We start from the raw sequence: 20439 nt of genomic DNA, 5'->3' as shown, positions 1-20439 counted from the left end.
GTAATCCGGCCGATAGCGGAGCCGTGTTCACGCCACTGAGGGAAGAGATATGATTACCAGAGAAGCGTTTCCGATGCTCACGGCGACCAGACGTGAAGTCCTGACAGGAACCGCCGTCGTCGCACTTGCAGCGACGCTTCCTTTGGAAGTACTGGCCGCCACGGCCTCGTCGAATCCAACCACCCCAATCCTTGAAGGGAGCGAGACCATGAACAGCATCACGACCAAAGACGGCACGCACATTTTCTACAAGGACTGGGGTCCCAAGGACGCGCAGCCCGTCGTTTTCCATCACGGCTGGCCGCTTTCCGCCGACGACTGGGACAACCAGATGCTCTTCTTCCTGGGTAAGGGTTACCGCGTCATCGCCCACGATCGGCGAGGGCACGGACGCTCCAGCCAGACGTCCGGCGGCAACGATATGGACACCTACGCCGCCGATGTCGCGGCGCTTGCCGAAGCGCTCGACCTCCGGGACGCGATCCACATCGGCCACTCGACGGGCGGCGGCGAAGTCACAAGGTATGTCGCCCGGCACGGCAAGGGCCGGGTCGCCAAGGCCGTCCTGATTTCCGCCATTCCTCCCGTTATGGTCAAGTCTGCTAAGAACCCCGGCGGACTTCCGATCGAGGTCTTCGACGGTTACCGTGCTGCTTTGGCGGCGAACCGCGCGCAGCTCTATCTCGATATCGCCAGCGGCCCGTTCTACGGCTTCAACCGCCCCGGCGCAGCCATATCGGAAGGCACCATTCGCAACTGGTGGCGACAGGGGATGATGGGCGGAGCGAACGCCCACTACGAATGCATCAAGGTCTTTTCCGAGACCGACTTCACGGAGGACCTCCAGATCATCGACGTGCCCGTTCTGGTCATGCACGGCAGTGACGACCAGATCGTTCCGATCGCGGACTCCGCGGAGTTGTCCGTGAAGCTGCTCAAGGACGGCAAGCTCAAGGTCTACGACGGCTATCCGCATGGAATGTTCACGACGCATGCCGACGTGATTAACGCCGACCTGCTGGCCTTTATCAAAGCGTGACGACCCGGGCAGGCCGCGAGGTCTGCCCTACCTCCCACAAATTCAGCTGGATAGCCGTCGGCTCGCCTGCGACCGGCTGCGGAAAGGTATGCCATGAAATCCGAACACATGCTCTCCCGTCGTGGATTTTGCCTTTGCTGCATCGGGGCGGCGGGCTTCGCGGCTACCAGTGGCTGGATGAGTCCCCGCGCCGCCTACGCCGAAGCGCGCGGCTTGGTGAGCCTCATCAAGGATAGCGCCGCCAGTGCCAAGATCGCCACCCACAAACTGAGAGGAAACGTCACCGTCCTCGAAGGCTCCGGCGGCAACATAGCGGTCCTAGACGGCAAAGACGGCCTCGTCATGGTAGACGCAGGCATCAGCGTCTCCAAGACGCAGATGACGAAGACGCTCGCGGCGATCTCCGCCGAGCCCGTCACCCACCTCATCAACACCCACTGGCACTTCGACCACGCGGACGGAAACCCGTGGCTTGGCGCGGGTGGAGCCAAGATCATCGCCCACGAGAACACCCGCAAATATCTCTCGCAGGTGCACAGGGTCGAGGACTGGGACTACAATTTCCTGGCCCTGGAGCCCATCGGCGTGCCCAAGCATGTCTTCGCGAAGGAGCATTCGCTCAAGCTGAACGGCCAGTCGCTGGACATGAAGTATTACGGCCCGGCGCATACGGACGGCGACATCTCCGTGATGTTCGGCGAAGCGGATGTCCTCCATGTTGGCGACACCTACTGGAACGGCATCTACCCCTTTATCGACCACTCGACGGGCGGCAGCATCGACGGGATGATCGCCGCGTCCGACGCCAATCTGGCCGCCTCGACCGATAAGACCATCATCATTCCCGGCCACGGAAACCCCGTGAGTAACCGGGCGGAGCTCCAGGCCTTCCGCGACATGCTCGTCGCCATCCGGGAAAACGTCGCGGCGCTCAAGCGCGAGGGGCGTTCAAAAGACGAGACCGTAGCCGCCAAGCCCACTGCAGCTTTCGACGCTAAGTGGGGCAAATTCGTAATCGACCCGGCGTTCTTCACCAAGCTGGTCTACGAGGGCGTGTAACGCCTGACCCGCAATAACCGTTTCCTGGCGCGTCCCTCCCCATCCTCCCGCGCGCCAACGGGACGCCCCCATCGGGGGCGTCCCGGCATCAAACCGTCGCAGCAGTCTGAACCCTCAGGAGACAGCCATGTCCGAAGCGAAAAGCGCGCTCTTCATCGACATTCCGGTCGAGCTCAAGGAAGTGAAATCCGTCCATAGCATCGGAGGCCTCGAGTTCGAAGGCGATCTTCCCGCGGCGCTGTTCCATCTCCAACTGATCACAACGGACATCGCGAACTGGAAGGCGGCATCCGACATCATCGTGGTCTTCCACGCCAACGCCGGCCATGTCACCCTCGACGATGCCGCCTACAACGCCTCCCGCAACATCGCCACGGGCAACCCGTACAAGAAGCTCGTCTCCGATCTCATAGATGTCGGCGTGAAGGTCGAGCTCTGCGGGGCGACCGCCAAGGTCAACGGATGGGGCAACGCCGACCTCCTTCCCCACATCAAGATCAACCTCGACGCGATGGCGCGCACGATCCAGCTCGTGCAGCAGGGTTTCGTCAAAATCACCGAGTGACTTCACGCGCTCCGTCCGGGTGACGGCTCGATCTGCAGGAGGCTCACATGCTTCAAGTCCCGCAATTCGGATTCCATTCGACGGCGTCGGAAGTCTTGAGCGACGTCGACCTCCATGGGAAGACCATGATCGTCACGGGAGGCGCTAGCGGTATCGGGATCGAGACGACGGCTGCGCTCGCCGCTGCCGGCGCGTCCGTCGTCATCGCCGTCCGTCGCCCGGAGGCCGCCGAGGAAGTCGCGCAAGACCTCAGGATCAGGACGGCCAATCCCGACATTTCGGTCCGGTCGCTCGACCTTGCCGATCTCCGCTCTGTCGGCCGCTTCATCGAAGACTGGGAGGGCCCGATCCACGCGCTGATCAACAACGCGGGAATCATGGCTTTGCCGGACCTTCGGCGCTCTTCTCAAGGCTGGGAGATGCAGTTCGCGACCAATTACCTGGGTCACTTCGCCTTGACCCTCGGCCTCCGCCGGCACCTTGCCAACGCCCAGGGCGCGCGTGTCGTGTCCGTGAGTTCGAGCGGCAGCCTCTTCGGACCCGTATTCTGGGACGATCCCCACTTTCGCTTTATTCCCTATGATCCGCTGCTGGCGTATGCCCAGTCGAAGACCGCGTGCACGCTGCTCTCCGTCGGGATCAAACAGCACTGGAAGGACGACGGGATCGTCTCGAACGCCCTCAACCCCGGCGCGATCGCCACAAACCTTCAGCGCCACACCGGAGGGCTCCGCACCCCAGAGCACCTGCGCAAGACACCCGAGGAGGGGGCAGCGACGTCAGTCTTCGTCGCTGCCTCCCCATTGGTCGAGGGCACCAACGGGCGCTACTTCGAGAACTGCGCTGAGGCACCGATCGTCCAGAGCCGTCCTCAGCTGAAGTTGGAGGGCGTTCCCGGCTACGCGCTCGACCCCTCCAACGCGGAGAGACTTTGGCACATGGCGCTGAAATTCCTGGAAGAGTGCCGATGAACACGCTCCAACACGTGGGTTCCATGTACGAAAATCACCTCGGGTGCGGCTTCCCCCGATGCGCGACAGAGCTCGCCTTCTTGAACATGGCCGGAGTGTGATCCGTGAATTTTGGACGATCAGACAACAGTTCAGGACTAATCGACCTCAAACGTCCAGAGCGAGCGCCTTATGTAGGCCTCCGAACGGAGAATGCAAATGCAGGATAATTCACAGGCATTCGATGAGATCGCAATGAGGAAAGCCCGCTATTGCCGATATGTCGACACCAAGCACTGGGAGAAATTCCGGGAACTTTTCGCCGACGCGCCGACCATCCGTTTCGTTGATCCCGATGGTCATACGATCCATGCCTTCACGTCGGTCGACGAATTCGTCACGACAAGTGCCAGCTACCTTGAAGGCGCGCGCACGATTCATCACGTCCACAACGCAGAGATGGAGCGCGTCGCGGAAGGTCTGGTCGACGCAATCTGGTCGATGGAGGACTACTTGGTCTTCCCGCCCGCGAACGATGAACGCCCCGCCAGCATGCACGGCTACGGCCACTATTACGAAACCTGGGAGTTTCTGGACGGACACTGGCGCATAGCCAAGCTGGAGCTTCGCCGAACCATTCTGGAAATCTCGCCCAAGGAGCGTTTGCAATGACCCAGGGCCCCATCGGAGTCGGCATCATCGGCGTCCATCCGGACCGCGGTTGGGCATCGACCGCCCATGTGCCCGCGTTGCGTGACCTCGAGCAGTTTCGACTTTCCGCAGTGAGCCACACCCGCATGGAGATCGCAAAGGCATCGGCCGAGAAGTTCGGTTTCGACCATGCCGTTTCGTCGACGGAGGAACTCGTCAATCATCCTGAGGTCGACCTAGTCGTGGTCACGGTTAGGGTGCCGGAACATCTTGGGCTGGTGACGGCGGGCCTGGAAGCCGGGAAATCCGTGTTCTCGGAGTGGCCCCTCGGTATGAACCTGCGCGATGCGGAAACCATGAACGCGCTCGCCTTGGAGAAAGGTGTCTCGGCGATGGTCGGGCTCCAGACCCGGGCAAACCCCACCATCCGGCATATGCGGAGGCTCGTTTCCCAAGGCTATGTCGGCGAGGTTCTCTCCGCGACGGTCATCGGCTCGGGGATCACGTGGGGCGAAGAGATCGAGGAAGCGTTCCGCTACACGCTCGACCCCTCCCAGGGCGCGAGCATGCTGCACGTGCCGTTCGCGCATACGATCGACGCTCTGATTTTCGCTCTGGGCGAGGATTTCCAGACGGTCTCCGGCACCCTCGTCAGTCGCCGCCCGACGATCAGGATGACCGAGAGCCAGGAGGTCGTCCCGTTCGAGGTCGCCGATCAGATCGCCTTCACCGGCAAGCTCGCCAATGGCGCGCTGATCACCAGTCACTTCCGCGGCGGGCTGTCGCGTGCGACCAATTTTCACCTGGAGATCAACGGAAGCAAGGGCGACCTGTTGCTGACAAGCCCCGTGGGCTACGTGGGCCTGGGTGGATTCAGACTCATGGGCGCTCAGGACGGCGAGACCTTGCATTCGCTCTCCGTACCGGACGACTTCGGTGCCGACGAAAACGTGCTCACGGGGAACGTCAAGAAACTCTACGAACTCTTCGCGTCCGACATTACCTCAGGCACGCGCCAGAGCCCGACATTCGGGGATGCCGTCAAGTTGCACCGCCTTATCCATGCGGTTGAGCACAGCGGAGGAGTGGCGCGCGATGTCTGAGACGATGAGGGCATTGGTTATGTACGAGCCGGGAGGACCCGAAGTCCTGCAGGTCCGGGACGTGGCGAACAGCGCGCATGGCATCGCGGTAATACCCAGCAGTGGGCGGAAATCTACACGAAAATCTTTCCGCCCTACGCGTTGCTGATCGAGAGCTACCAGAAGGCGCAGGAAGTCGCCACCAACCACGAGCAGCTGGATTCGGCTCGGGCTGAGCACGGCCGTTGGCCCAATGCAAACAAGGGTTCGACCACTTATGGACGGTTTTGCAAACCGATCGCTTGGTCTCTCCAGTATCGAAAGAATTCGTTGCGCTGCAACCGCGTGCGCCCTTCCTGGATGGTGGTCAAACAGGAAGGGCGACAGTTCACGACTTACGGGTTGACCTTCTCAATGTCGGGCAGCGCCCAGGACTTGTCGAAGAACGCCTCTGTCGGGCCATAGAAGCGGAAGTAGGCGAACCACCCCTTGTCGGGGTTGGTCTGCACCCAGTTCGCCTCCTTGCCTTCGGGGGGCTTTCGGGCCGAAATAGACGTCCACCGATCCGTCCTCGTTCGCGACGATGTCTTCCTTGCGCGATGAGATGTCCGGCCGTCCCTGTTCGGTGACCGGCATCTGCCGCGTCGCCTCGTCGTAGGCGGTGACCGACCAGAAATTCTTTGCCGGCGGATTGGCCGGGACATGAAGTTTGTAGGTGTTCTCGCCCGAGAGCCATGCCCCGTCCGCGTCCTTGTAGGACGCGATGTAGCGCTGTCCGACGCCCACAGTCTGGGTCAGCATCGCCTTCGAAATCACGACGGCCTCGTAGAACCACGCGGCGCGCTCGTCGAGCTGATCATAGGTGTTTGCCTTCTGATCGGTCGCCACGACCAAAGCATGCTTCCAATTGGTCCCCTCCCAGAAAGGAGGCTCCACCCTTTTGTCGGTGGTGTTCGCCTTCGCCATCGCCTCGCCGACCAGAACCCCGTCCTGGAGCAGTTTGCTCTGTCTTTCGTCGGGCTTGAATGGCCGCCCTCTCTCGAGGCCGAGGAATTTCAATTGAGCCAGGATCAGCCGGTCGCGATCGTCGATGGGGTTGCGCTGGATGACTTCGTTCAGACTGTCCCAGTAGGTCATGCCGCGTGGTGGCATCTGGCTCCACTTCTTGTCACCGGCGGCGCGTGCCGGCATCGGCTCGCCAGTGCCTTCGACAGTCCAGGAGTAGGTCTTGATCTGCGGGATCATCTCGGCGATCGCCTTTTCCTTGTCGGCATCGAGCAGCCGGAAGCCGGCGAAGACGTCGCGGCTCGTGGCCTGCACCACGAAATAGCCGGGTGCCTCCACCGGTCCGTATCCGGGCGGCATGATCAGGTATTTTCCACCCTTGCCCATGTCGGGGCCGACGACGCCGAGATCGGCAAGCACCCGCTGCCACGGGTCGAGGATCATGCCCGCGATCAACCCCGGAGGCACTTCGACGACGAAAGGACCAGTTTCCTTCAAGTCGATAAAGGTGGCGATGTAAGGCGTCGTGTAGTTCGGCGTCAGGATTCCCAATTTTTCGGCGAAGTCCAGATAGGTGAGCATCTCGCCGCTCTTGCCGCCGAACACGCTGTAGTGGGCGCGACGCCATTCGTTCATACCGACCGCCGGGATGCCCCAGAGATAAGCTTGCGATGCGCGCTGGAAGTCCATCTCGTCATACAGCTTTTTCACCGTCTCGGCGGATGGATATCCGCTCTGGAAGTTCAACTCGCCGATGCGGGTTTTGACTGCGGCATCGCCTTCGAAGGGGTTCGCCTCCTCAGCCCATGCGGCCGATGCGCTGCACAATGCCGATCCCAAAAGAGCCGATGTCAGAATTTGGAAAGCACGGTCATGATCGTTCTCCTGCAGGTTGGTTTCCGGTCCGGGGCCGGCCAATCGGCCCGCCGAACTTTGATTTTGCTAGCATTCTCGGCCGTGGCAGCCGTCTCGCCTGGAACGGGATTTTGTCATTTGATCTTCTCGAAATCGCCCGGCTTCCAGCTGTAGTCGACGGCGCGCTCGCCTGGACCGTAGAGCCGAAGGATGGCGAAGAAGCCTCGGCCGGGAGCCGTCGCCAGCCAGTTGGCTTCCTTGCCTTCGGGAGCCTTCGGCCCGACGTAAAGGTCGATCGTGCCGTCTGCATTGACGACCGGTTTGTCGCGAGAGCCGAGCGACGGGTAGCGCCGCTCCTCGGTCGCAAGGCCCGATGCGTTCTCCGCCTCGTAGAGCGTCAGCGACCAGAACAACTCGGCCGGTACATCAGGCGGCAGCGTCACCTTGTAGGAATTGTCCCCCGACAGCGGCGTGCGGTCCGCATCATTGAAGGCGATTGCGTAGAAGGCACCGCGGCCCGGCGTCAGCGACACCATGCCGGGGCTGATTGAATAGTAATCCGTGAACATCCATGCCCGGTGCTCGATGTCCGTGAAGCCGTGTTCCCGGTTCACCCAGGATAGGTCGATCGACTTCTCCGGTCCTGGTTCGGCGGCGGTGTTTATCGGATTGGTCCAGCGCCGATCTGGCCAGACGAGGAGCGACTTACCGCCGACCTCCTCGCTAAGGCCGATGGCGCGGCTCATCTTATAGCCGACGTCCGCTGCGGTGTTGAGGATTGCCCGCGTCTGCGGAGAGGGCGAGAAGGGTTCCTTCGCGATCAGGCCGACATTGGCGAGGAGACCAAGACCGTCCGGTCCCGCCAGATTCTGGCCTTCACGGTCGATCAGCCACTTCAACTGCTCGAACGCCGAGATATCCGAGCGCGGCAGCATGTTCGCGTTCACGCCGGAAGCATTCGGAAATTGCATCGGCTTGCGCTCGCTCTCGGGGAGGTTCAGCGGATAGAGCTTGACCTGTTCCACCAGTTTGTTGGTGGGCTCGAGATTGTCCGGATCGTCGTAGAATGCGCGTAGGAATACGAAGAGGTTATTGGTGCCCGAGCGGTAGATATAAGCATCTTTGGGTAACTGTCCGTCATAGCCAGGCGGCGTGATGACGAATGTACCGCCTTTGCCCGCATCGGGGCCGGGCAGGCCGACGTCGCCGAAAAACTCGCCGCCGTCCATCGGGATCGGCCGCTGCCAGAAGTCAAGCAGGATGCCCTGAAGTTTCGGAGGTGCCTCAAATACGATCGGACCCGTCTCGCCCATGTCGACGAAAGCCATCGCATAGATCAGGTCGGAGTTCGGCGTCGTCACCATTGTCTTGGTGTCAAGCCTCTCTTTCCAGACGGGCATCACGTTGTAGCCGGTGCCAAAGACGTCCTCGGCTCCGCTCCTCATGCCCAGCGTGTTGATCAGCGGTAAGGCCCAGATATAGGCTTGGGTCGCCTGCTGAAAGAGAAGCTCGTCCTTCAGTGTCCTGGCAGTCTCGGCCGTGGGACGGTTCTGCTCGAACGGTAGGTTGGCCAGTCGATCGAAGCGTGCCTCTTCGGCCGCTGCCGAACCGGTCAGTCCCAACGCAAGGAATGCAGCGGCTATCGATGGAAATGCGGTCGTGCGTTTCATGATACTCGGCCTTCTGCTGTGGTTGGTGTTCCAATGCCGACATGCCGGATTTTCGGGCAGAATATGCACCCCCGCGCCCGCAGGCGGCTATGCGTTTTTTGCCAATCTCAGAGCCAGGCCCGTGAAATCGCGCGGAGGGATTGTGCGGCTACGGTTGCGCTGGGCTTCTCGCCGAAAAGCTCCTGATACCAGCCGGACATGCGCCCGTGTTCGGCAATGCCCCACTTTTTGGCGCTTGCCGATATGGTCGCCAGTTGATCGACAGCCATCAGATCGTGGCGAATTCTATGCAGCCGAAGCCTGCGCAGATAGTGGTTGGGCGTATCGCCCAGCACCTCGAGAAAGGCGCGGTAAAGGGTGCGACGGGACGATCCGCACGCCGTCGTGATATCGGTTATCGATATAGGACTTGCGAGATGCCGGTCGATATATTGTTGCGCCAGTCGAACGATGGTTTCATAGGACGAAGGCCGGCTTGCGGTGGTCGTCCCACGATCGTTTGCGTAGTGAGAAATTACGGCCCGCAACATCGTGCTTCCTATGTGGACGCCGGCCTCTGTTTCTTCTCCCAGGTGCACCCGGAGCAACGCTTCTCTCAGCTCTTTGAGTTTTTCCTGGGCCAATGGCTTGGAATGAACCGCGGATTGCAGAAACCTGCGGCCAAGACCATCCTCCAGCCGGCGCAGATCAAGAGTTGCCGTTACATACATCGATCCTGGTGCGCATAGGACGTCGACTTCGCAACCCGGAAGGAGAATACCCACCGTTCCTTCCGGGGCCTGTCGCAGACAGACTCGAAATCCACCGACCTGGGAGAGCACAATTCCGACGGTGACGGCAGCGTCCGACAGGACACCCCTCGCCATCGCATTCCCCGCGATAAAGCCCGAACTGAGAATCACGCCGTCGTATGTGCTGAAGGCGAGACTGCCGCCGATCTTGCGCCCCGCCATTTGCACTGCGTCCAGGTCGGCGCCCAGTACTGCATTTCGAAGGCCTTCGATGTCTTGCAACGGGAAGCGCTGCCAATGATCGGCCTTTGCATCCGGGAACGGATCACCGCTTAGCTTCTTCAAGGCTGCGACATGGCCATGGACCACGCTCTCCAATTTGCATCCCCAAAATACGAGGATGGCAGGAAGGAAGCGTTCCCTCTATGCGCCTTTTGCCAATCTAGTGGGCTGTCGAGCCTTCCTGTGCGGATTCGGACTGCTTGAACGCTGCTAATGTTTCGCTCGGCAGTTCCCCGAACAATTCGCGATACCATCCCGCCAATCTGCCGAGTTCGCTGATGCCCCACTCATTTGCCACGACCGCGATGGTGCACGCTCGTTCCCGATCAGTCGCGAGGCCCCGTCTTATTCTGTGCAGCCTTAGACGCCGGACGTATGTTTGGGGAGTGTCGTCGAGGATGTCCGCGAACGCGCGGTAGAGCGTACGACGCGAGGCGAAGGCGGCAGCGGCGATGTCATCAAGGGCTATCGGCTCAGAAAGGTGTTCGACTATGTAGGCTCTGGCACGCGCCACGATCCTCGCATGAAGATGTGTGTTGGCCCGGCGTCCGTGGTTGTAAGGGGGGCGACCAAGATGATTGATGAGCGCTCTCAGCAGCATCTTCCCGAGACCGGGCCGTGCGAAGTTGCCCGTGTGGATGCGGCTAAATTCCGCCGCAAGCGCCGTTACCACCTCCGGCGTCATGGATCGATTGTGGATCCCAGTTCCGCCCAGCGCAGCCCTGTCCAGAACCATTCCGTTTTTTCCGGCTTCCTGCTCGAGCTGATCGGCGGAAAGCGTCGCTACGGCGTACATGGAACCCGGCGCGTAGAGAGAATCGTGTTCGTCCCCTCCATGATATATGGCCACGTCTCCAGTTTTGACCTCGGTAAACGAGTGCCAGGATGATCCGGGAAGCCAAAGGCCAAGCCCCAAAGAAAGAGTGTCCGGGGAGAGAGGTCCGCGAAGCGCCACACGGCCTTCTATGAAGCCGCCGCTGTATGTCACGCCATCCTGCTCGGAGAATATGAGGCTCCCTGACAGCTTGCCACGCGCCATCTGTGTAGCTTCCATTCCGGCACCATGCACGGCATCGGACAGGTCTTCGACTTGCGATATCTCGATACGATGCCAGGGGGGCGGGACCGGCTGGAGAATTCCTTCCATTCCGAAACAATCCTCTTTTCGGAGAAGTTTCATACCGCAAACGGCCTGGGTGCAAGCATTCCACGACTTCAGCTTCGTCGATCGTTTCACGACCCAGGATTGAAACATAGAGGAGCGTTTGCCGGGGGGCCAGTGTTCATCGGCATCGCAATGCGAGAACTTGACGGCAATAGTCCCCGGTTCGAGGCCTGCTGAGGTTCAGGCCGCTCGCCGCGGCTAATTTCATTTCCTCATTCCTGTGCGTGTCACAGGAATCCAGCCAGACCAAGTCCTTGGGCTGAAAGACCTTTTCCCGCGCCGCAGACGCGGCGCTGCTCTCATCCCTGTGACGAGCACAGGATGAGCAACGAGGAGACGTTGCAGTCCCCGAAAACTTTCCTACAGCCGCGCATCTTATGAGACGCGCAAAGGTCGCCGTAGCCCTTTGAGCTGCTGCGTGGCTCACTTATCGGTTGCCGGTTCCAATCACAGGATTTCGATTTTACGCCAGCCGTTTTCAGCAATAGGCTTCACTGACGAAATGCTGGAGAATCGCCATGAACCGCGCGCTTGCATTCACAGTGGCCGTCCTGGCCTGCTCTCCACTGTCGGCATACGCCCAGGACACCTCCATGAGCTTCTTCGTCACCAGCGCAAATCCGGGCAGGGGTGGCGACCTCGGAGGACTGGCCGGAGCCGACGCACACTGCAATTCCTTGGCGACGGCGAGTGGTTCGACGGGCAAGACCTGGAGAGCCTATCTATCCACCGACACCGAGAACGCCAGGGATCGGATCGGAAACGGTCCCTGGTACAACGCCAAGGGCGAGAAGATCGCCGACGATGTCGCCTCCCTTCACAGCGACGGCAACAACGTGACGAAGCAGACTGCTCTCAACGAGAAAGGCGAAGTCATTCCCGGCCGTGGCGACAGCCCCAACCGCCACGACATCCTGACTGGCTCGAAACCAGATGGAACTGCCGCACCGGAAACCTGCGGCAATTGGACAATGGGCGGCGCGGAGGGCGCGGCGATCGTCGGCCACAGCGACCGAACGGGCCTTGACGATTCCGATGCGGCGAAATCCTGGAATTCGTCGCATTCGACGAGGGGCGGCTGCTCGAACGAGGCATTCAAGGGAACCGGCGGAGACGGCCTCTTCTACTGCTTCGCAAGCAATTGACGGTGGCAGGGCCGCTCGCGGCATACACCCGGTGCCGAAAAGCAAGCCGGCGCCACCAATCAAGAATGGGCAACGCGTTTCCGTTTGGGCACAATCTCGCTTGAATAGCTGACCGAAGGCGTCAGGTCAGAAAGGGCATGATATCTACGCCGTCTCCTGGGAAGACTGTGATGTGCGGGTGGTCCTGGAACAGCCGCGCCGCGGCCTCGATGCTTTCCGCTTCGACGACAAGGTAGCCGCAAAAAGGGTTCACGGCATCGGCGATACCGTCCCTGGTTACGCGTGTCGTCTTGCCCACCATGCCACCACGATCGAGGATGGATGCGGCGTTTCTGTCCTCCCATGCTGCCCACTGTTCCAGTCCGACCGCGTCGATCGCGTCCTGCTCTGCCTTGGGCAGACTGCGGAAGGCGGCGAGGTCTTCGGGCTTCATGGTATACACGGCTAGAAAACGGGGCATTGGCGCTCTCTTCGTGGTGGTAGATGGCTGCCAACTTACACCGTGTGCGGCCGAAGTCACCCGCATTGCCGCCACTTGTTTGATTTCCTCATTCCTGTGCTTGTCACAGGAATCCAGCCAGACCAAGTCCTTGGGCTGGAAAGGCTCTTTCCGCGCCGCGGACGCGGCGCTGCTCTCATCCCTTTGACGAGCAAAGGAATGAGAGCGGGGAGGGTGCGGTCCCTCGGCGCGTTCTATAAACCGTGAAGATAGCGAGGCGGCGCGGAGGGTCCCGGGTCACGCCCCTGTACAGCGTCCCGCTTCGCTTCGATGCGAGAATGTAGACGTTGCGTGACAGGTTGAGCATTCCCTCGCATATTCGCAACGGAGGTTGTAGTAGCCGCACATCCCGGTCCCTCATTCCTGTGCTTGTCACAGGAATCCAGCCAGACCAAGTCCTTGGGCTGGAAAGGCTCTTCCGCGCCGCAGACGCGGCGTTGCTGGATCCCTGTGACGAGCACAGGGATGAGGGAGGAGAGGGTGCGGTCCCTCGACGCGTGCATAAATTGTGAAGATAGCGAGGCGGCGCGGAAGGTCGCGGGTCACGCCCGCATACAGCGTCCCGCTTCACTTCGATGCGAAAATGCGGACGTAACCTTTCATTGCGTGACAGTTAGACCATTCCCTCGCATGCTCGCCATCTGTAGTAGCCTCACATCCCCGGCCCTCATTCCTGTGCTTGTCACAGGAATCCAGTCAGCCCAAGTCCTTGGGCTGAAAGAACGCTTCCCGCGCCGCAGACGCGGCGCTGCTGGATCCCTGTGACAAGCACAGGAATGAGGAACGAGGAGAGGTTGCAGTCCTCCGCTGTAGCCTTTTAAGCGGCTGCATGTTTTTGTCCATTGATCGGTTACGATCAAAGCAAACATGCAGTGGCGCACGAAGCAACCCAGTCATAAACTCAAAATGAATCTCGACAGGCCTTAGCGGATTTACTTCATGGCAGTAATCGCCATCCATTCCGTTGCCTTCCGGTCGTAAGCGCCGCCCAACCACGCTTCCGTTTCAATCGCCCGCCAAGGTGCCGCTGCACGCCAGAGCCGTATCAACTCGTCTTGCGATAGATAGTTATAATGACGACCAAGTGCGTCCGGACCTTCCTCGGCTCCTGTTTTGAAGCTCGCCCAAACGACCCCGTTTTCGATCATCGCCCGGTAAACTTTCTCGATCACACCGCGAAGGTCGGATCGACGTACATGGGTCAGGGAAGCGCAAGCATATACGCCGTCATAAATCCCGATGGCATCCAGCTCATTGAAGAGCATTGTCTTGACCGGCCGTCCGATGCGGCGCGAAGCGATGGCGGCGAGTTCGGATGAGCCGTCAGTGGCGTCCAGATCAAAGCCTCTTTCGATGATGGCGGCTGCATCGACACCGCCACCGGTTCCCAGTTCCAGGACTTTACCCTTTGGCCTGCAACGGTCGAGGAAGGTGAACAACCTCGGATTTGGGGCCCCCCCGTTGGCAGCATATTCCTCGGCATTCGTGTCGTAAAAGCCTAGTGTTACGTCGGTCATCAAAAAATCGCTCGCCCCAATTCGTGTCGGTCATCATCGACGGCAATTATAAAGAAGGGGTGACCGCGTCCGGGCGCAATCCGGTCGGTTGCCGATTACCGAAGAAGTCCATCGCGTCCGAACTCCTCCCATCCGACCAGGTTGGAGGCGACGTCTCCGTGTTCGGCTTCGGAATTCGATCCGCCCTTGGCGGTGTTTCTCAACGATCGCGTCAACTTCGCCTTGTACGCAGCCCGTCTGCGGTTTTCGGCGGCAGCCGCCGCGTCTTCCTCGCGCCAATCTTCGACGACGCCTCGATCGAGAATGTCTCCGACAATCCTCGGGTCGAAGACATGAAACGTTATCTTCCTGGCGCGTCCGCGCAGCTTGACCGTTCGCGTTCCAGCACTCGGCAAGCGTCCGTCGGCCAGCCAGCGATGTCTTTCGCTCGTCTTGATCGTGAGAATGTCCTCGATCTCGCGCGGTATCACCGGAAGGGTCTCGATGTTTACCAACGCCTCGGCGACGACAGCCGATGCGGCGTGGAACGCAGCCTTCTCGCTTGCGGACATCATAAGCGTGAGCTCGCGACCATCGAGATTGAGCGATTTCTTCGTGGCAGACGGAAGCCGCGCGCGAATTTCCAGAAGGATGCCCTTCATGCGGACGGATGAACCCAATGTCGCCGCTGGCGGCAGCACCCACGTCTTGAGCAGCTCTATGCGACTGTTGTCGTGTTTCGGCATCAGGCTTAGATGGGTCGCCTTCTTTAGATCGTCAATGACGTCATGCTGTCGGAGACAGAGCGTCCTCTAGGGTCAAGCGAAAAAGTATGGTAAGCGCCAGCCAGACAACAACAGGAGTATAATGGTGAGCGAACCGACCGTCGCAGATGCGATAAACCGCATTTATGAATCGCTCCAGGCGGACAATGCCGACATCGACGCGCATATCGCGACTCTCAAGGCAGCGTTGACGCGCGAGGGGTTGAAAGAGGCCGTCTTTGATCCGGGCAGGCTCGCGCAGAACAACCGTTCTGGCAGGAAGCTGATGCAGGCCTACTTTCGGCAGCGCGGCGTAACGGTCAAATACTCGGCTTCGTAAAACCGTCCCATGTCGTCAGACATTGCCGTAGGAGACGGCCGAGCTGATCACCCGGCGAGGCTGCCGCCACGAGCGCAGCCGGCCGACTGGCGCGCCGCATCGCATTCGTCGCACCCTGCCTCTACCGGATGCAGGAAGACGAGTGGATCGCGGGCCAGTTGATCCGCGGCGATCCTCGCGATGTCTCGCGAGCGGATCAGGCGAGCATGGGCATGGCCAACCGGGCCCTCCCGCTGCAAGCCCTTTCGCCTCAGCCAGGTGTCGGCAAGGTTGAAGTTCTGGCAGCAGTGATCGTTCTCGCGATAGTCGATGCGGATCGGCCTGCCGTTATCGAGGACGGTACAGTGTTTCGGCACTCCATAGGGGACCTTCGCCATCAGCTCGGCGAGATGCAGCGTGGTGTCCGAATCGTGCCCGACGCCGAGGAGGAGCACTTGCCCGTCTAGTTCGTGGATACGCCCTATAGGACTTGCGGGAGCGTGCGGGGGCAGGGGCAGAGTGTCTGAAGTGATGCGTGCGGCAAGCGGGCCGGCTGCCGCAAACGCGAACGGATGGTCGCTGCGCGTCACATTCTCCAGACGCCAGAACGTGTCGGCGAGTATTCCCAGATCGGATGTTGCAGGTGTCGTCGCGGGGTCGAACGGCTCGTCGTCAAGACCCGACCATGATGGCATGACGAGTGTGCCCTCCGGGCCAATGGCGGCACGCAGAGCGGCAATCACGCCGAGCGGCCCGCCTTCGACAGGCCTGATGCTGCGAAAGGAACTGTGAACGAGCAGAACGCCTCCAGGCTTTACCCCGAGCGCAATGAGTTGATCAACGATTTCCGAAGTCCGCCATTCATATTGTTGAGTCATGGATTGCCTATTGGTAACCGCTGGCATTGCGACAGCAAAAAGCGCGCTTGTTTGGGCCAAGCGCGCTCCGGCGAACGATCTGCAGCGGGGTTACGGCACCCTCGATCGATCCCGTTGAACATAGCATGAAAACGGCCGGCGAACAACGATGCGGAAGCTCCGCGGACGCCGTCTTGGGTTGCGTCCTTAACAGATATAAGCGGCAATGAGTTGCCATGTTCCGGCTTTTCGAGCATGTTCGCATCTGGGCTGCATGCGTTTCCGCATCGGGCTGGGAGTGAACAAAGGGACGGGCAGGTATGGCTCCGGGCGTCGCAGCCGCACATCCGGAGGCATGAACCGTGCCGATCGGTGGCTGCGCCTGCACAGATTGCCGGTCTGTTCGGCGTCCGTCCTTCTTTCTCCAGCGATGAGCCGTGGGGCGACGTTGGTTGCAGCGTGCGCTTTGGTGTTCGTGCCGAAGGGGCAGGAGAGGGTTGGTGAACGAGATGTCGACGGTCTCGCCGGTCGCCGGCGGCGCTTCCACTATTCGAGCCATTTGAGGTTTTCGTGGCGGGGCCGCATTATCGTCTGCAGACATTCGGGGAGTTGCGGCTGGTCGATTCCGGCGGCGTGGTTGTGGCGTGTCCCGAGCGGGGGTCGCTGATACTCGCCTATCTCTGCGTGTCCGGGGAGAAAACGGCTTCCCGTGAAAAGCTCGCAATGCTGATCTGGCCCGAGCGGGAAAAGAGCGTCGCTTTCAAGAACCTGCGGTCGACATTGTGGCGCATGCGCCACCTTGCTGCGGAGTCGGGGCCGCTCATTACGGCGACGGAAACCGAGGTTACGCTGGGGGAGATTACCTGCGACGTCGACGGTTTCGAGGCGCTGGAACGTTCGGAAGAGGCGTTCCGCACCGGGCTTGCGCTCTGGCGCGACGGGTTTCTGGCAAGCGCGGATGTGCCGCCGGGCCGCTATGCGGATTGGGTCGGAGAACAGCGGCGACTGTTCACGCAGGTGATGCGTGCGGCGCTTCTCGGCGGCGAAGAGCGGTTTGCCGACAGGTCTCTGCGGCGCAGCGCGTGCATGCACCTCCTCGAGCTCGATCCGATGGATACGGCCGTGCGTGCGATCCTGGAGCGGATGACCGGCGGGGGGCTGGTCATCGGGGGCGGCAAGCCGGAAAGGGCCCGGCTGCCGCAGGCTGCGTTTGGCAGGGAGTTCGCAAGGGAGGCGAGTGCTCCGCCGGTTGCGCCGGCACCCCGTGTCGCTCTGCTTCCGCCGGCGGCCTTCGGCAGCGATCCGATGCTTCACGCGGTCAGCGTGGCCGTGGTCGAGGACATCACGATCGGGCTATGTGCGCAACGATCGATGTCGGTCGTTGCTCCTTACACGGCGGAGCGGATACGGGATGCCGCGGACAAGGCTGCGTTCCTGGAAAAGCATGGCGTCACCTATGCGCTCGACTGCCGCATGTCGGACCAGGGACTTTTCACGCAGCTCATATTTCTGCCGTCCGACGCGATCGTCTGGGCGGAGCGGTTTGCGATATCTCCGGTCGGTCTGCTCCAGCAACGCCAGGAAATCGCCTTTCATGTCGCCCGGGCGGTGACGGAGCAGGTCGAGACCGGCCGTGCCGCGCGTATCGACTATCTGGCCCATCCGGAGGCCTATTACGCCTACCTCGCCGGCCTGCGAAACCTCTCCAGCGTGGGGCTTCCCGAAATCCGCAGGGCACGCCGCGATTTCAGGGCCGCGCTCAAACACAAGCCGGATTTCGCTCCGGCGCTGAGCGGGATGGCGCGCACCTATGCAATCGAGTGGATCCTGACGGCCCGCGGCGATCGGGAACTTCTGTCGGTGGCGGAGCATCACGCCAAGGGGGCGATCGAAAGCAATGAGGACCTGCCCGGAGCACACCGCGAGTTCGGTGTCGTCAAACTCTATCAGGGTGATCTCGACGAGAGCCTTGCGGCGCTGGATCTCGCCGAAAATCTGAGCCCGCATTATGCCGACGTGCTTTACAGCCACGCCGACACGCTCGTTCATGTCTCCCGTCCGCGCGACGCGCTGGACAAGCTGGCCAAGGCGCTTTCGCTCAATCCGCTGGCGCCCGACACGTATTTCTGGAGCGCTGCCGGTGCCAGCTATTTCCTCGAAAACTATGAGGACGCGATCGGCTACGTTCAGAGAATGAAGGACAAGTCGCCCGGCGACAGGCTGCTTGCGGCAAGCTGGGCGATGCTCGGCGACCAGAAGAAAGCACGGGCGTACCGGATGCGGGCGTTGAAGAGCAATCCGACATTCGACGTCGACAAGTGGCTTGCCGTCGTTCCGATAAAGGAACAATGGCAGAAGGACCTCTATCGTGAGGGGCTGAAAAAGGCGGGGTTTTGAGGATGAGGGATAGCGATATGGCGAAGGTTGTTGTGATTGGGATTCCCGGCGAGCCGGGTCTGTGGCTGGCGGACCTGGGGAGCGGAACCGTGAGGCCGCTCGATCAGGTGACGGGCGACCTGGCCGCGGCGGACAAGCTCCGTGCACAAGGGGGGACGATCGTCAAGAATGTCGACCTCGCAGTGGCTGTGTCCTCCGCCGACAAGGTGTTTTCGGGCCATTTCGACGGGTGACCGGTCCCGGCATGGGGGTGGGGCCGACTTGCGCAATGAATATTCCGATCGTGTGCTGAGTCCGGAAGAGACCTTCGACCGTGTAAGGCCTCTGCTTTCCGGTTTCGGCATAACCCGCATCGCCAGGCACACGGGACTGGACAGGACCGGAATCCCGGTCTGGTGCGCCTATACGCCGAATGCGCGATCCATCGTGGTTGCACAGGGCAAAGGGCTGACGGATGCGGAGGCGAAGGTTTCCGCCGTCATGGAGGCGCTGGAGCGCGTTGTTGCCGGCGAACCCGCCGTCGAAACCATAGTGGCCACGATGCGCTCCCTGCGGGCGTCCGGGTGGACCGTGAACCCGCTTCCGGGGCTGATTGCGGCCGGGCAGGAGGAAATCGGTCCGGACGAAGAACTGCTCTGGGCTCCCGGCTCCGACCTGATCTCCGGCCGCGAGGTGCTCGTACCGCTCGACGCGGCGCAGTTGGACCGTACCCGGCCTTCGCGTTTCTGGATGTCGTCGGATGGGCTCGCATCGGGAAATTCCATTCAGGAAGCGACATTGCACGGGCTGCTGGAGCGCATCGAGCGCGACGCCCATGTCCTGTGGGGCGTGTCAGGACCGGAGAGCCGTTACCGAAAGTGCGTTGCTCCCGAGGGGTTCGGCGATGCAGCGCTGAATAGTCTCGTCGAGCGCATCAGAGCCGCAGGTCTCGATCTCCGGCTTTTCGACATCACCAGCGACATCGGTATTCCCTGCTTTCTGGCACTGCTCGGCCCCTCCGACATCGCCATCAGGGACGATGGTCGTTTCGTCGATGTGACAAGCGGCTGCGGGGCGCATGTCTTTGCCGTTCGCGCGGCGATCAGAGCGGTGACCGAAGCGGCGCAGTCGCGGCTCACCTTCATGAGCGGCGCGCGGGACGACGTCTTTCCCGAAACCTTCAGCCGGCCTTTGCCGGACTCGACCCGCCGGGCCTTCCTCGCGGCGCCGTGCCTGCAAGCGCCGGCGGCGCCGCATGCCGGCGGCGATCCGGACGGGCTGCTGCGGCACACCATCGGTCATCTAGAGGATGCAGGCGTGCAATCAGTAATTGTGGTGCGCCTGTCGGGTGAAGCTCTGCCGTTCGCGGTCGTCAAGATCTTCGTTCCCGATCTTGAAAACCCTGACGGTGAAAGAGCGCGCCGATTCGGTCCGCGCGCGCTTTCCAAAGCGCTCGCGTCATAAAGGAGCAGACCCGCAAAGCATTTGGCGAGGTCCACTCCGGTACTCTACCGGTGCGAGTGCAACGCTCGTGCAACGCGCGGAAAATCCGAACTCGTCTATAGTCGCCGTCAGGGAAGCGCACGGAATGGGGGTTCAAATGAATAATCATCCTTCGTCCTTGACGGATACTGAAACGGAACTTGCGAGCATCGCCAGAATGCTGAGCCACATTCGCGATAGCGCCCGCGCATTGGACGCTCAGGCCGTCGAATATTGCGTCGAGATGGCGCTGCAGGCCGTTGCCAACGAATTGCGGGATCGCAGCGAGCTCGTCATTGCGGCAGCGGGCTTCGACGCCAGAACTCACTCGCTGCAATAGCAGCGGCGCGGGCCGCGTCGCAAATAGCTAGGTCGGCTTCGCCGTTCAGCGAAACGGTGAGGCGATCTATGGTCGGGCGGGGAAAAAGCGCGCCGCGGGAAGACCCC

General features: G+C 61.1%; 20 protein-coding genes and 1 pseudogene. 12 read left to right on the top strand and 9 right to left on the bottom strand.

Translation table 11 applies throughout. From position 1 onward, the window contains the following. Positions 1–49: 49 nt before the first annotated feature. From ACTJKL_RS01950 to ACTJKL_RS01925, 6 genes are all read left to right on the top strand, one after another. Positions 50–1039, top strand: coding sequence for an alpha/beta fold hydrolase (locus ACTJKL_RS01950; RefSeq protein WP_440852039.1), 990 nt, complete (start codon positions 50–52; stop codon positions 1037–1039). Between the two features lie 93 nt (positions 1040–1132). Continuing rightward, complete coding sequence (locus tag ACTJKL_RS01945) at positions 1133–2098, top strand: MBL fold metallo-hydrolase (RefSeq protein ID WP_338282563.1); 966 nt, start codon at positions 1133–1135, stop codon at positions 2096–2098. 127 nt (positions 2099–2225) lie between these two features. Next, positions 2226–2663, top strand: coding sequence for a DsrE family protein (locus tag ACTJKL_RS01940; protein ID WP_440852038.1), 438 nt, complete (start codon positions 2226–2228; stop codon positions 2661–2663). A 125-nt stretch (positions 2664–2788) separates the two neighbouring features. Beyond that, on the top strand, positions 2789–3634 hold the full coding sequence (locus ACTJKL_RS01935) for an SDR family NAD(P)-dependent oxidoreductase (RefSeq protein ID WP_127712776.1): 846 nt from the start codon (positions 2789–2791) through the stop codon (positions 3632–3634). 198 nt (positions 3635–3832) lie between these two features. Continuing rightward, complete coding sequence (locus tag ACTJKL_RS01930) at positions 3833–4285, top strand: nuclear transport factor 2 family protein (protein WP_379938104.1); 453 nt, start codon at positions 3833–3835, stop codon at positions 4283–4285. Continuing rightward, positions 4282–5367, top strand: coding sequence for a Gfo/Idh/MocA family protein (locus ACTJKL_RS01925; RefSeq protein WP_440852037.1), 1086 nt, complete (start codon positions 4282–4284; stop codon positions 5365–5367). The genes ACTJKL_RS01930 and ACTJKL_RS01925 overlap by 4 nt, the downstream gene beginning before the upstream one ends. 374 nt (positions 5368–5741) lie before the next feature. On the opposite strand, the gene ACTJKL_RS01920 is transcribed toward ACTJKL_RS01925, so the two are convergent. The 5 genes and pseudogenes from ACTJKL_RS01920 to ACTJKL_RS01900 form a co-directional block, all read right to left on the bottom strand. Further along, positions 5742–6050 carry a DUF1214 domain-containing protein gene (locus tag ACTJKL_RS01920; protein ID WP_440852187.1) on the bottom strand — a complete coding sequence of 103 codons (309 nt, stop codon included), beginning with the start codon at positions 6048–6050 and terminating at the stop codon, positions 5742–5744. Beyond that, a pseudogene (locus ACTJKL_RS01915) lies at positions 6040–6933 on the bottom strand (DUF1254 domain-containing protein); the annotation flags it as partial. The pseudogene ACTJKL_RS01915 and the gene ACTJKL_RS01920, both read right to left, overlap by 11 nt. A 407-nt stretch (positions 6934–7340) precedes the next feature. Beyond that, positions 7341–8876, bottom strand: coding sequence for a DUF1254 domain-containing protein (locus ACTJKL_RS01910; protein WP_440852036.1), 1536 nt, complete (start codon positions 8874–8876; stop codon positions 7341–7343). 107 nt (positions 8877–8983) lie between these two features. Then, positions 8984–9976: a helix-turn-helix domain-containing protein gene (locus ACTJKL_RS01905; protein WP_440852186.1), complete on the bottom strand. Its 993-nt coding sequence runs from the start codon at positions 9974–9976 to the stop codon at positions 8984–8986. 73 nt (positions 9977–10049) lie between these two features. Further along, positions 10050–10928 (bottom strand): helix-turn-helix domain-containing protein, encoded by an 879-nt coding sequence (locus ACTJKL_RS01900; RefSeq protein ID WP_440852035.1) that lies wholly within the window; start codon positions 10926–10928, stop codon positions 10050–10052. A gap of 644 nt (positions 10929–11572) precedes the next feature. On the opposite strand from ACTJKL_RS01900, the gene ACTJKL_RS01895 reads away from it, so the two are divergent. After that, positions 11573–12199 (top strand): hypothetical protein, encoded by a 627-nt coding sequence (locus tag ACTJKL_RS01895; protein ID WP_440852034.1) that lies wholly within the window; start codon positions 11573–11575, stop codon positions 12197–12199. Between the two features lie 121 nt (positions 12200–12320). Here ACTJKL_RS01895 and ACTJKL_RS01890 read toward each other — a convergent pair whose 3' ends face one another. The 3 genes from ACTJKL_RS01890 to ACTJKL_RS01880 form a co-directional block, all read right to left on the bottom strand. Then, positions 12321–12659: a hypothetical protein gene (locus ACTJKL_RS01890; RefSeq protein ID WP_198516694.1), complete on the bottom strand. Its 339-nt coding sequence runs from the start codon at positions 12657–12659 to the stop codon at positions 12321–12323. Between the two features lie 971 nt (positions 12660–13630). Next, the gene (locus ACTJKL_RS01885) at positions 13631–14215 is read right to left on the bottom strand and encodes a methyltransferase domain-containing protein (protein ID WP_440852033.1); all 585 of its coding nucleotides are present in this window, start codon (positions 14213–14215) and stop codon (positions 13631–13633) included. Positions 14216–14310: 95 nt separating this feature from the next. Next, positions 14311–14940, bottom strand: a complete 630-nt coding sequence (locus ACTJKL_RS01880; protein WP_440852032.1) for a hypothetical protein — start codon at positions 14938–14940, stop codon at positions 14311–14313. A 121-nt stretch (positions 14941–15061) separates the two neighbouring features. On the opposite strand from ACTJKL_RS01880, the gene ACTJKL_RS01875 reads away from it, so the two are divergent. Continuing rightward, positions 15062–15298, top strand: coding sequence for a hypothetical protein (locus ACTJKL_RS01875; RefSeq protein ID WP_100671788.1), 237 nt, complete (start codon positions 15062–15064; stop codon positions 15296–15298). 47 nt (positions 15299–15345) lie between these two features. On the opposite strand, the gene aac(3)-IV is transcribed toward ACTJKL_RS01875, so the two are convergent. Next, the gene (aac(3)-IV, locus tag ACTJKL_RS01870) at positions 15346–16155 is read right to left on the bottom strand and encodes an AAC(3)-IV family aminoglycoside N-acetyltransferase (RefSeq protein WP_440852031.1); all 810 of its coding nucleotides are present in this window, start codon (positions 16153–16155) and stop codon (positions 15346–15348) included. Between the two features lie 549 nt (positions 16156–16704). On the opposite strand from aac(3)-IV, the gene ACTJKL_RS01865 reads away from it, so the two are divergent. The 4 genes from ACTJKL_RS01865 to ACTJKL_RS01850 all read left to right on the top strand — a co-directional run bounded on the left by ACTJKL_RS01865 (position 16705) and on the right by ACTJKL_RS01850 (position 20332). After that, positions 16705–18531: an AfsR/SARP family transcriptional regulator gene (locus ACTJKL_RS01865; protein ID WP_440852030.1), complete on the top strand. Its 1827-nt coding sequence runs from the start codon at positions 16705–16707 to the stop codon at positions 18529–18531. Positions 18532–18548: 17 nt separating this feature from the next. Continuing rightward, positions 18549–18764, top strand: coding sequence for a hypothetical protein (locus ACTJKL_RS01860; protein ID WP_100671978.1), 216 nt, complete (start codon positions 18549–18551; stop codon positions 18762–18764). A gap of 28 nt (positions 18765–18792) precedes the next feature. After that, positions 18793–19974, top strand: coding sequence for a YcaO-like family protein (locus tag ACTJKL_RS01855; protein ID WP_440852029.1), 1182 nt, complete (start codon positions 18793–18795; stop codon positions 19972–19974). Between the two features lie 124 nt (positions 19975–20098). Further along, positions 20099–20332 (top strand): hypothetical protein, encoded by a 234-nt coding sequence (locus ACTJKL_RS01850; protein ID WP_411933730.1) that lies wholly within the window; start codon positions 20099–20101, stop codon positions 20330–20332. Positions 20333–20439: the final 107 nt, after the last annotated feature.

Source organism: Sinorhizobium sp. 22678, from assembly GCF_052044265.1.
GTDB lineage: Bacteria > Pseudomonadota > Alphaproteobacteria > Rhizobiales > Rhizobiaceae > Sinorhizobium > Sinorhizobium meliloti_A.
This window is presented reverse-complemented; position numbering and strand designations above follow the sequence as displayed.

Excerpts from the sequence above, each read along its gene's own strand:
- ACTJKL_RS01945 (WP_338282563.1), top strand. The coding sequence starts at position 1,133 with ATGAAATCCGAACACATGCTCTCCCGTCGTGGATTTTGCCTTTGCTGC.
- ACTJKL_RS01880 (WP_440852032.1), bottom strand. The coding sequence starts at position 14,940 with ATGCCGAAACACGACAACAGTCGCATAGAGCTGCTCAAGACGTGGGTG.
- ACTJKL_RS01925 (WP_440852037.1), top strand. The coding sequence starts at position 4,282 with ATGACCCAGGGCCCCATCGGAGTCGGCATCATCGGCGTCCATCCGGAC.
- ACTJKL_RS01895 (WP_440852034.1), top strand. The coding sequence starts at position 11,573 with ATGAACCGCGCGCTTGCATTCACAGTGGCCGTCCTGGCCTGCTCTCCA.
- ACTJKL_RS01935 (WP_127712776.1), top strand. The coding sequence starts at position 2,789 with ATGATCGTCACGGGAGGCGCTAGCGGTATCGGGATCGAGACGACGGCT.
- ACTJKL_RS01890 (WP_198516694.1), bottom strand. The coding sequence starts at position 12,659 with ATGCCCCGTTTTCTAGCCGTGTATACCATGAAGCCCGAAGACCTCGCC.
- ACTJKL_RS01900 (WP_440852035.1), bottom strand. The coding sequence starts at position 10,928 with ATGGCGCGTGGCAAGCTGTCAGGGAGCCTCATATTCTCCGAGCAGGAT.
- ACTJKL_RS01950 (WP_440852039.1), top strand. The coding sequence starts at position 50 with ATGATTACCAGAGAAGCGTTTCCGATGCTCACGGCGACCAGACGTGAA.
- ACTJKL_RS01885 (WP_440852033.1), bottom strand. The coding sequence starts at position 14,215 with ATGACCGACGTAACACTAGGCTTTTACGACACGAATGCCGAGGAATAT.
- ACTJKL_RS01930 (WP_379938104.1), top strand. The coding sequence starts at position 3,833 with ATGCAGGATAATTCACAGGCATTCGATGAGATCGCAATGAGGAAAGCC.
- ACTJKL_RS01940 (WP_440852038.1), top strand. The coding sequence starts at position 2,226 with ATGTCCGAAGCGAAAAGCGCGCTCTTCATCGACATTCCGGTCGAGCTC.
- ACTJKL_RS01860 (WP_100671978.1), top strand. The coding sequence starts at position 18,549 with ATGGCGAAGGTTGTTGTGATTGGGATTCCCGGCGAGCCGGGTCTGTGG.
- ACTJKL_RS01875 (WP_100671788.1), top strand. The coding sequence starts at position 15,062 with ATGGTGAGCGAACCGACCGTCGCAGATGCGATAAACCGCATTTATGAA.
- ACTJKL_RS01850 (WP_411933730.1), top strand. The coding sequence starts at position 20,099 with ATGGGGGTTCAAATGAATAATCATCCTTCGTCCTTGACGGATACTGAA.
- ACTJKL_RS01920 (WP_440852187.1), bottom strand. The coding sequence starts at position 6,050 with ATGTCCCGGCCAATCCGCCGGCAAAGAATTTCTGGTCGGTCACCGCCT.
- ACTJKL_RS01910 (WP_440852036.1), bottom strand. The coding sequence starts at position 8,876 with ATGAAACGCACGACCGCATTTCCATCGATAGCCGCTGCATTCCTTGCG.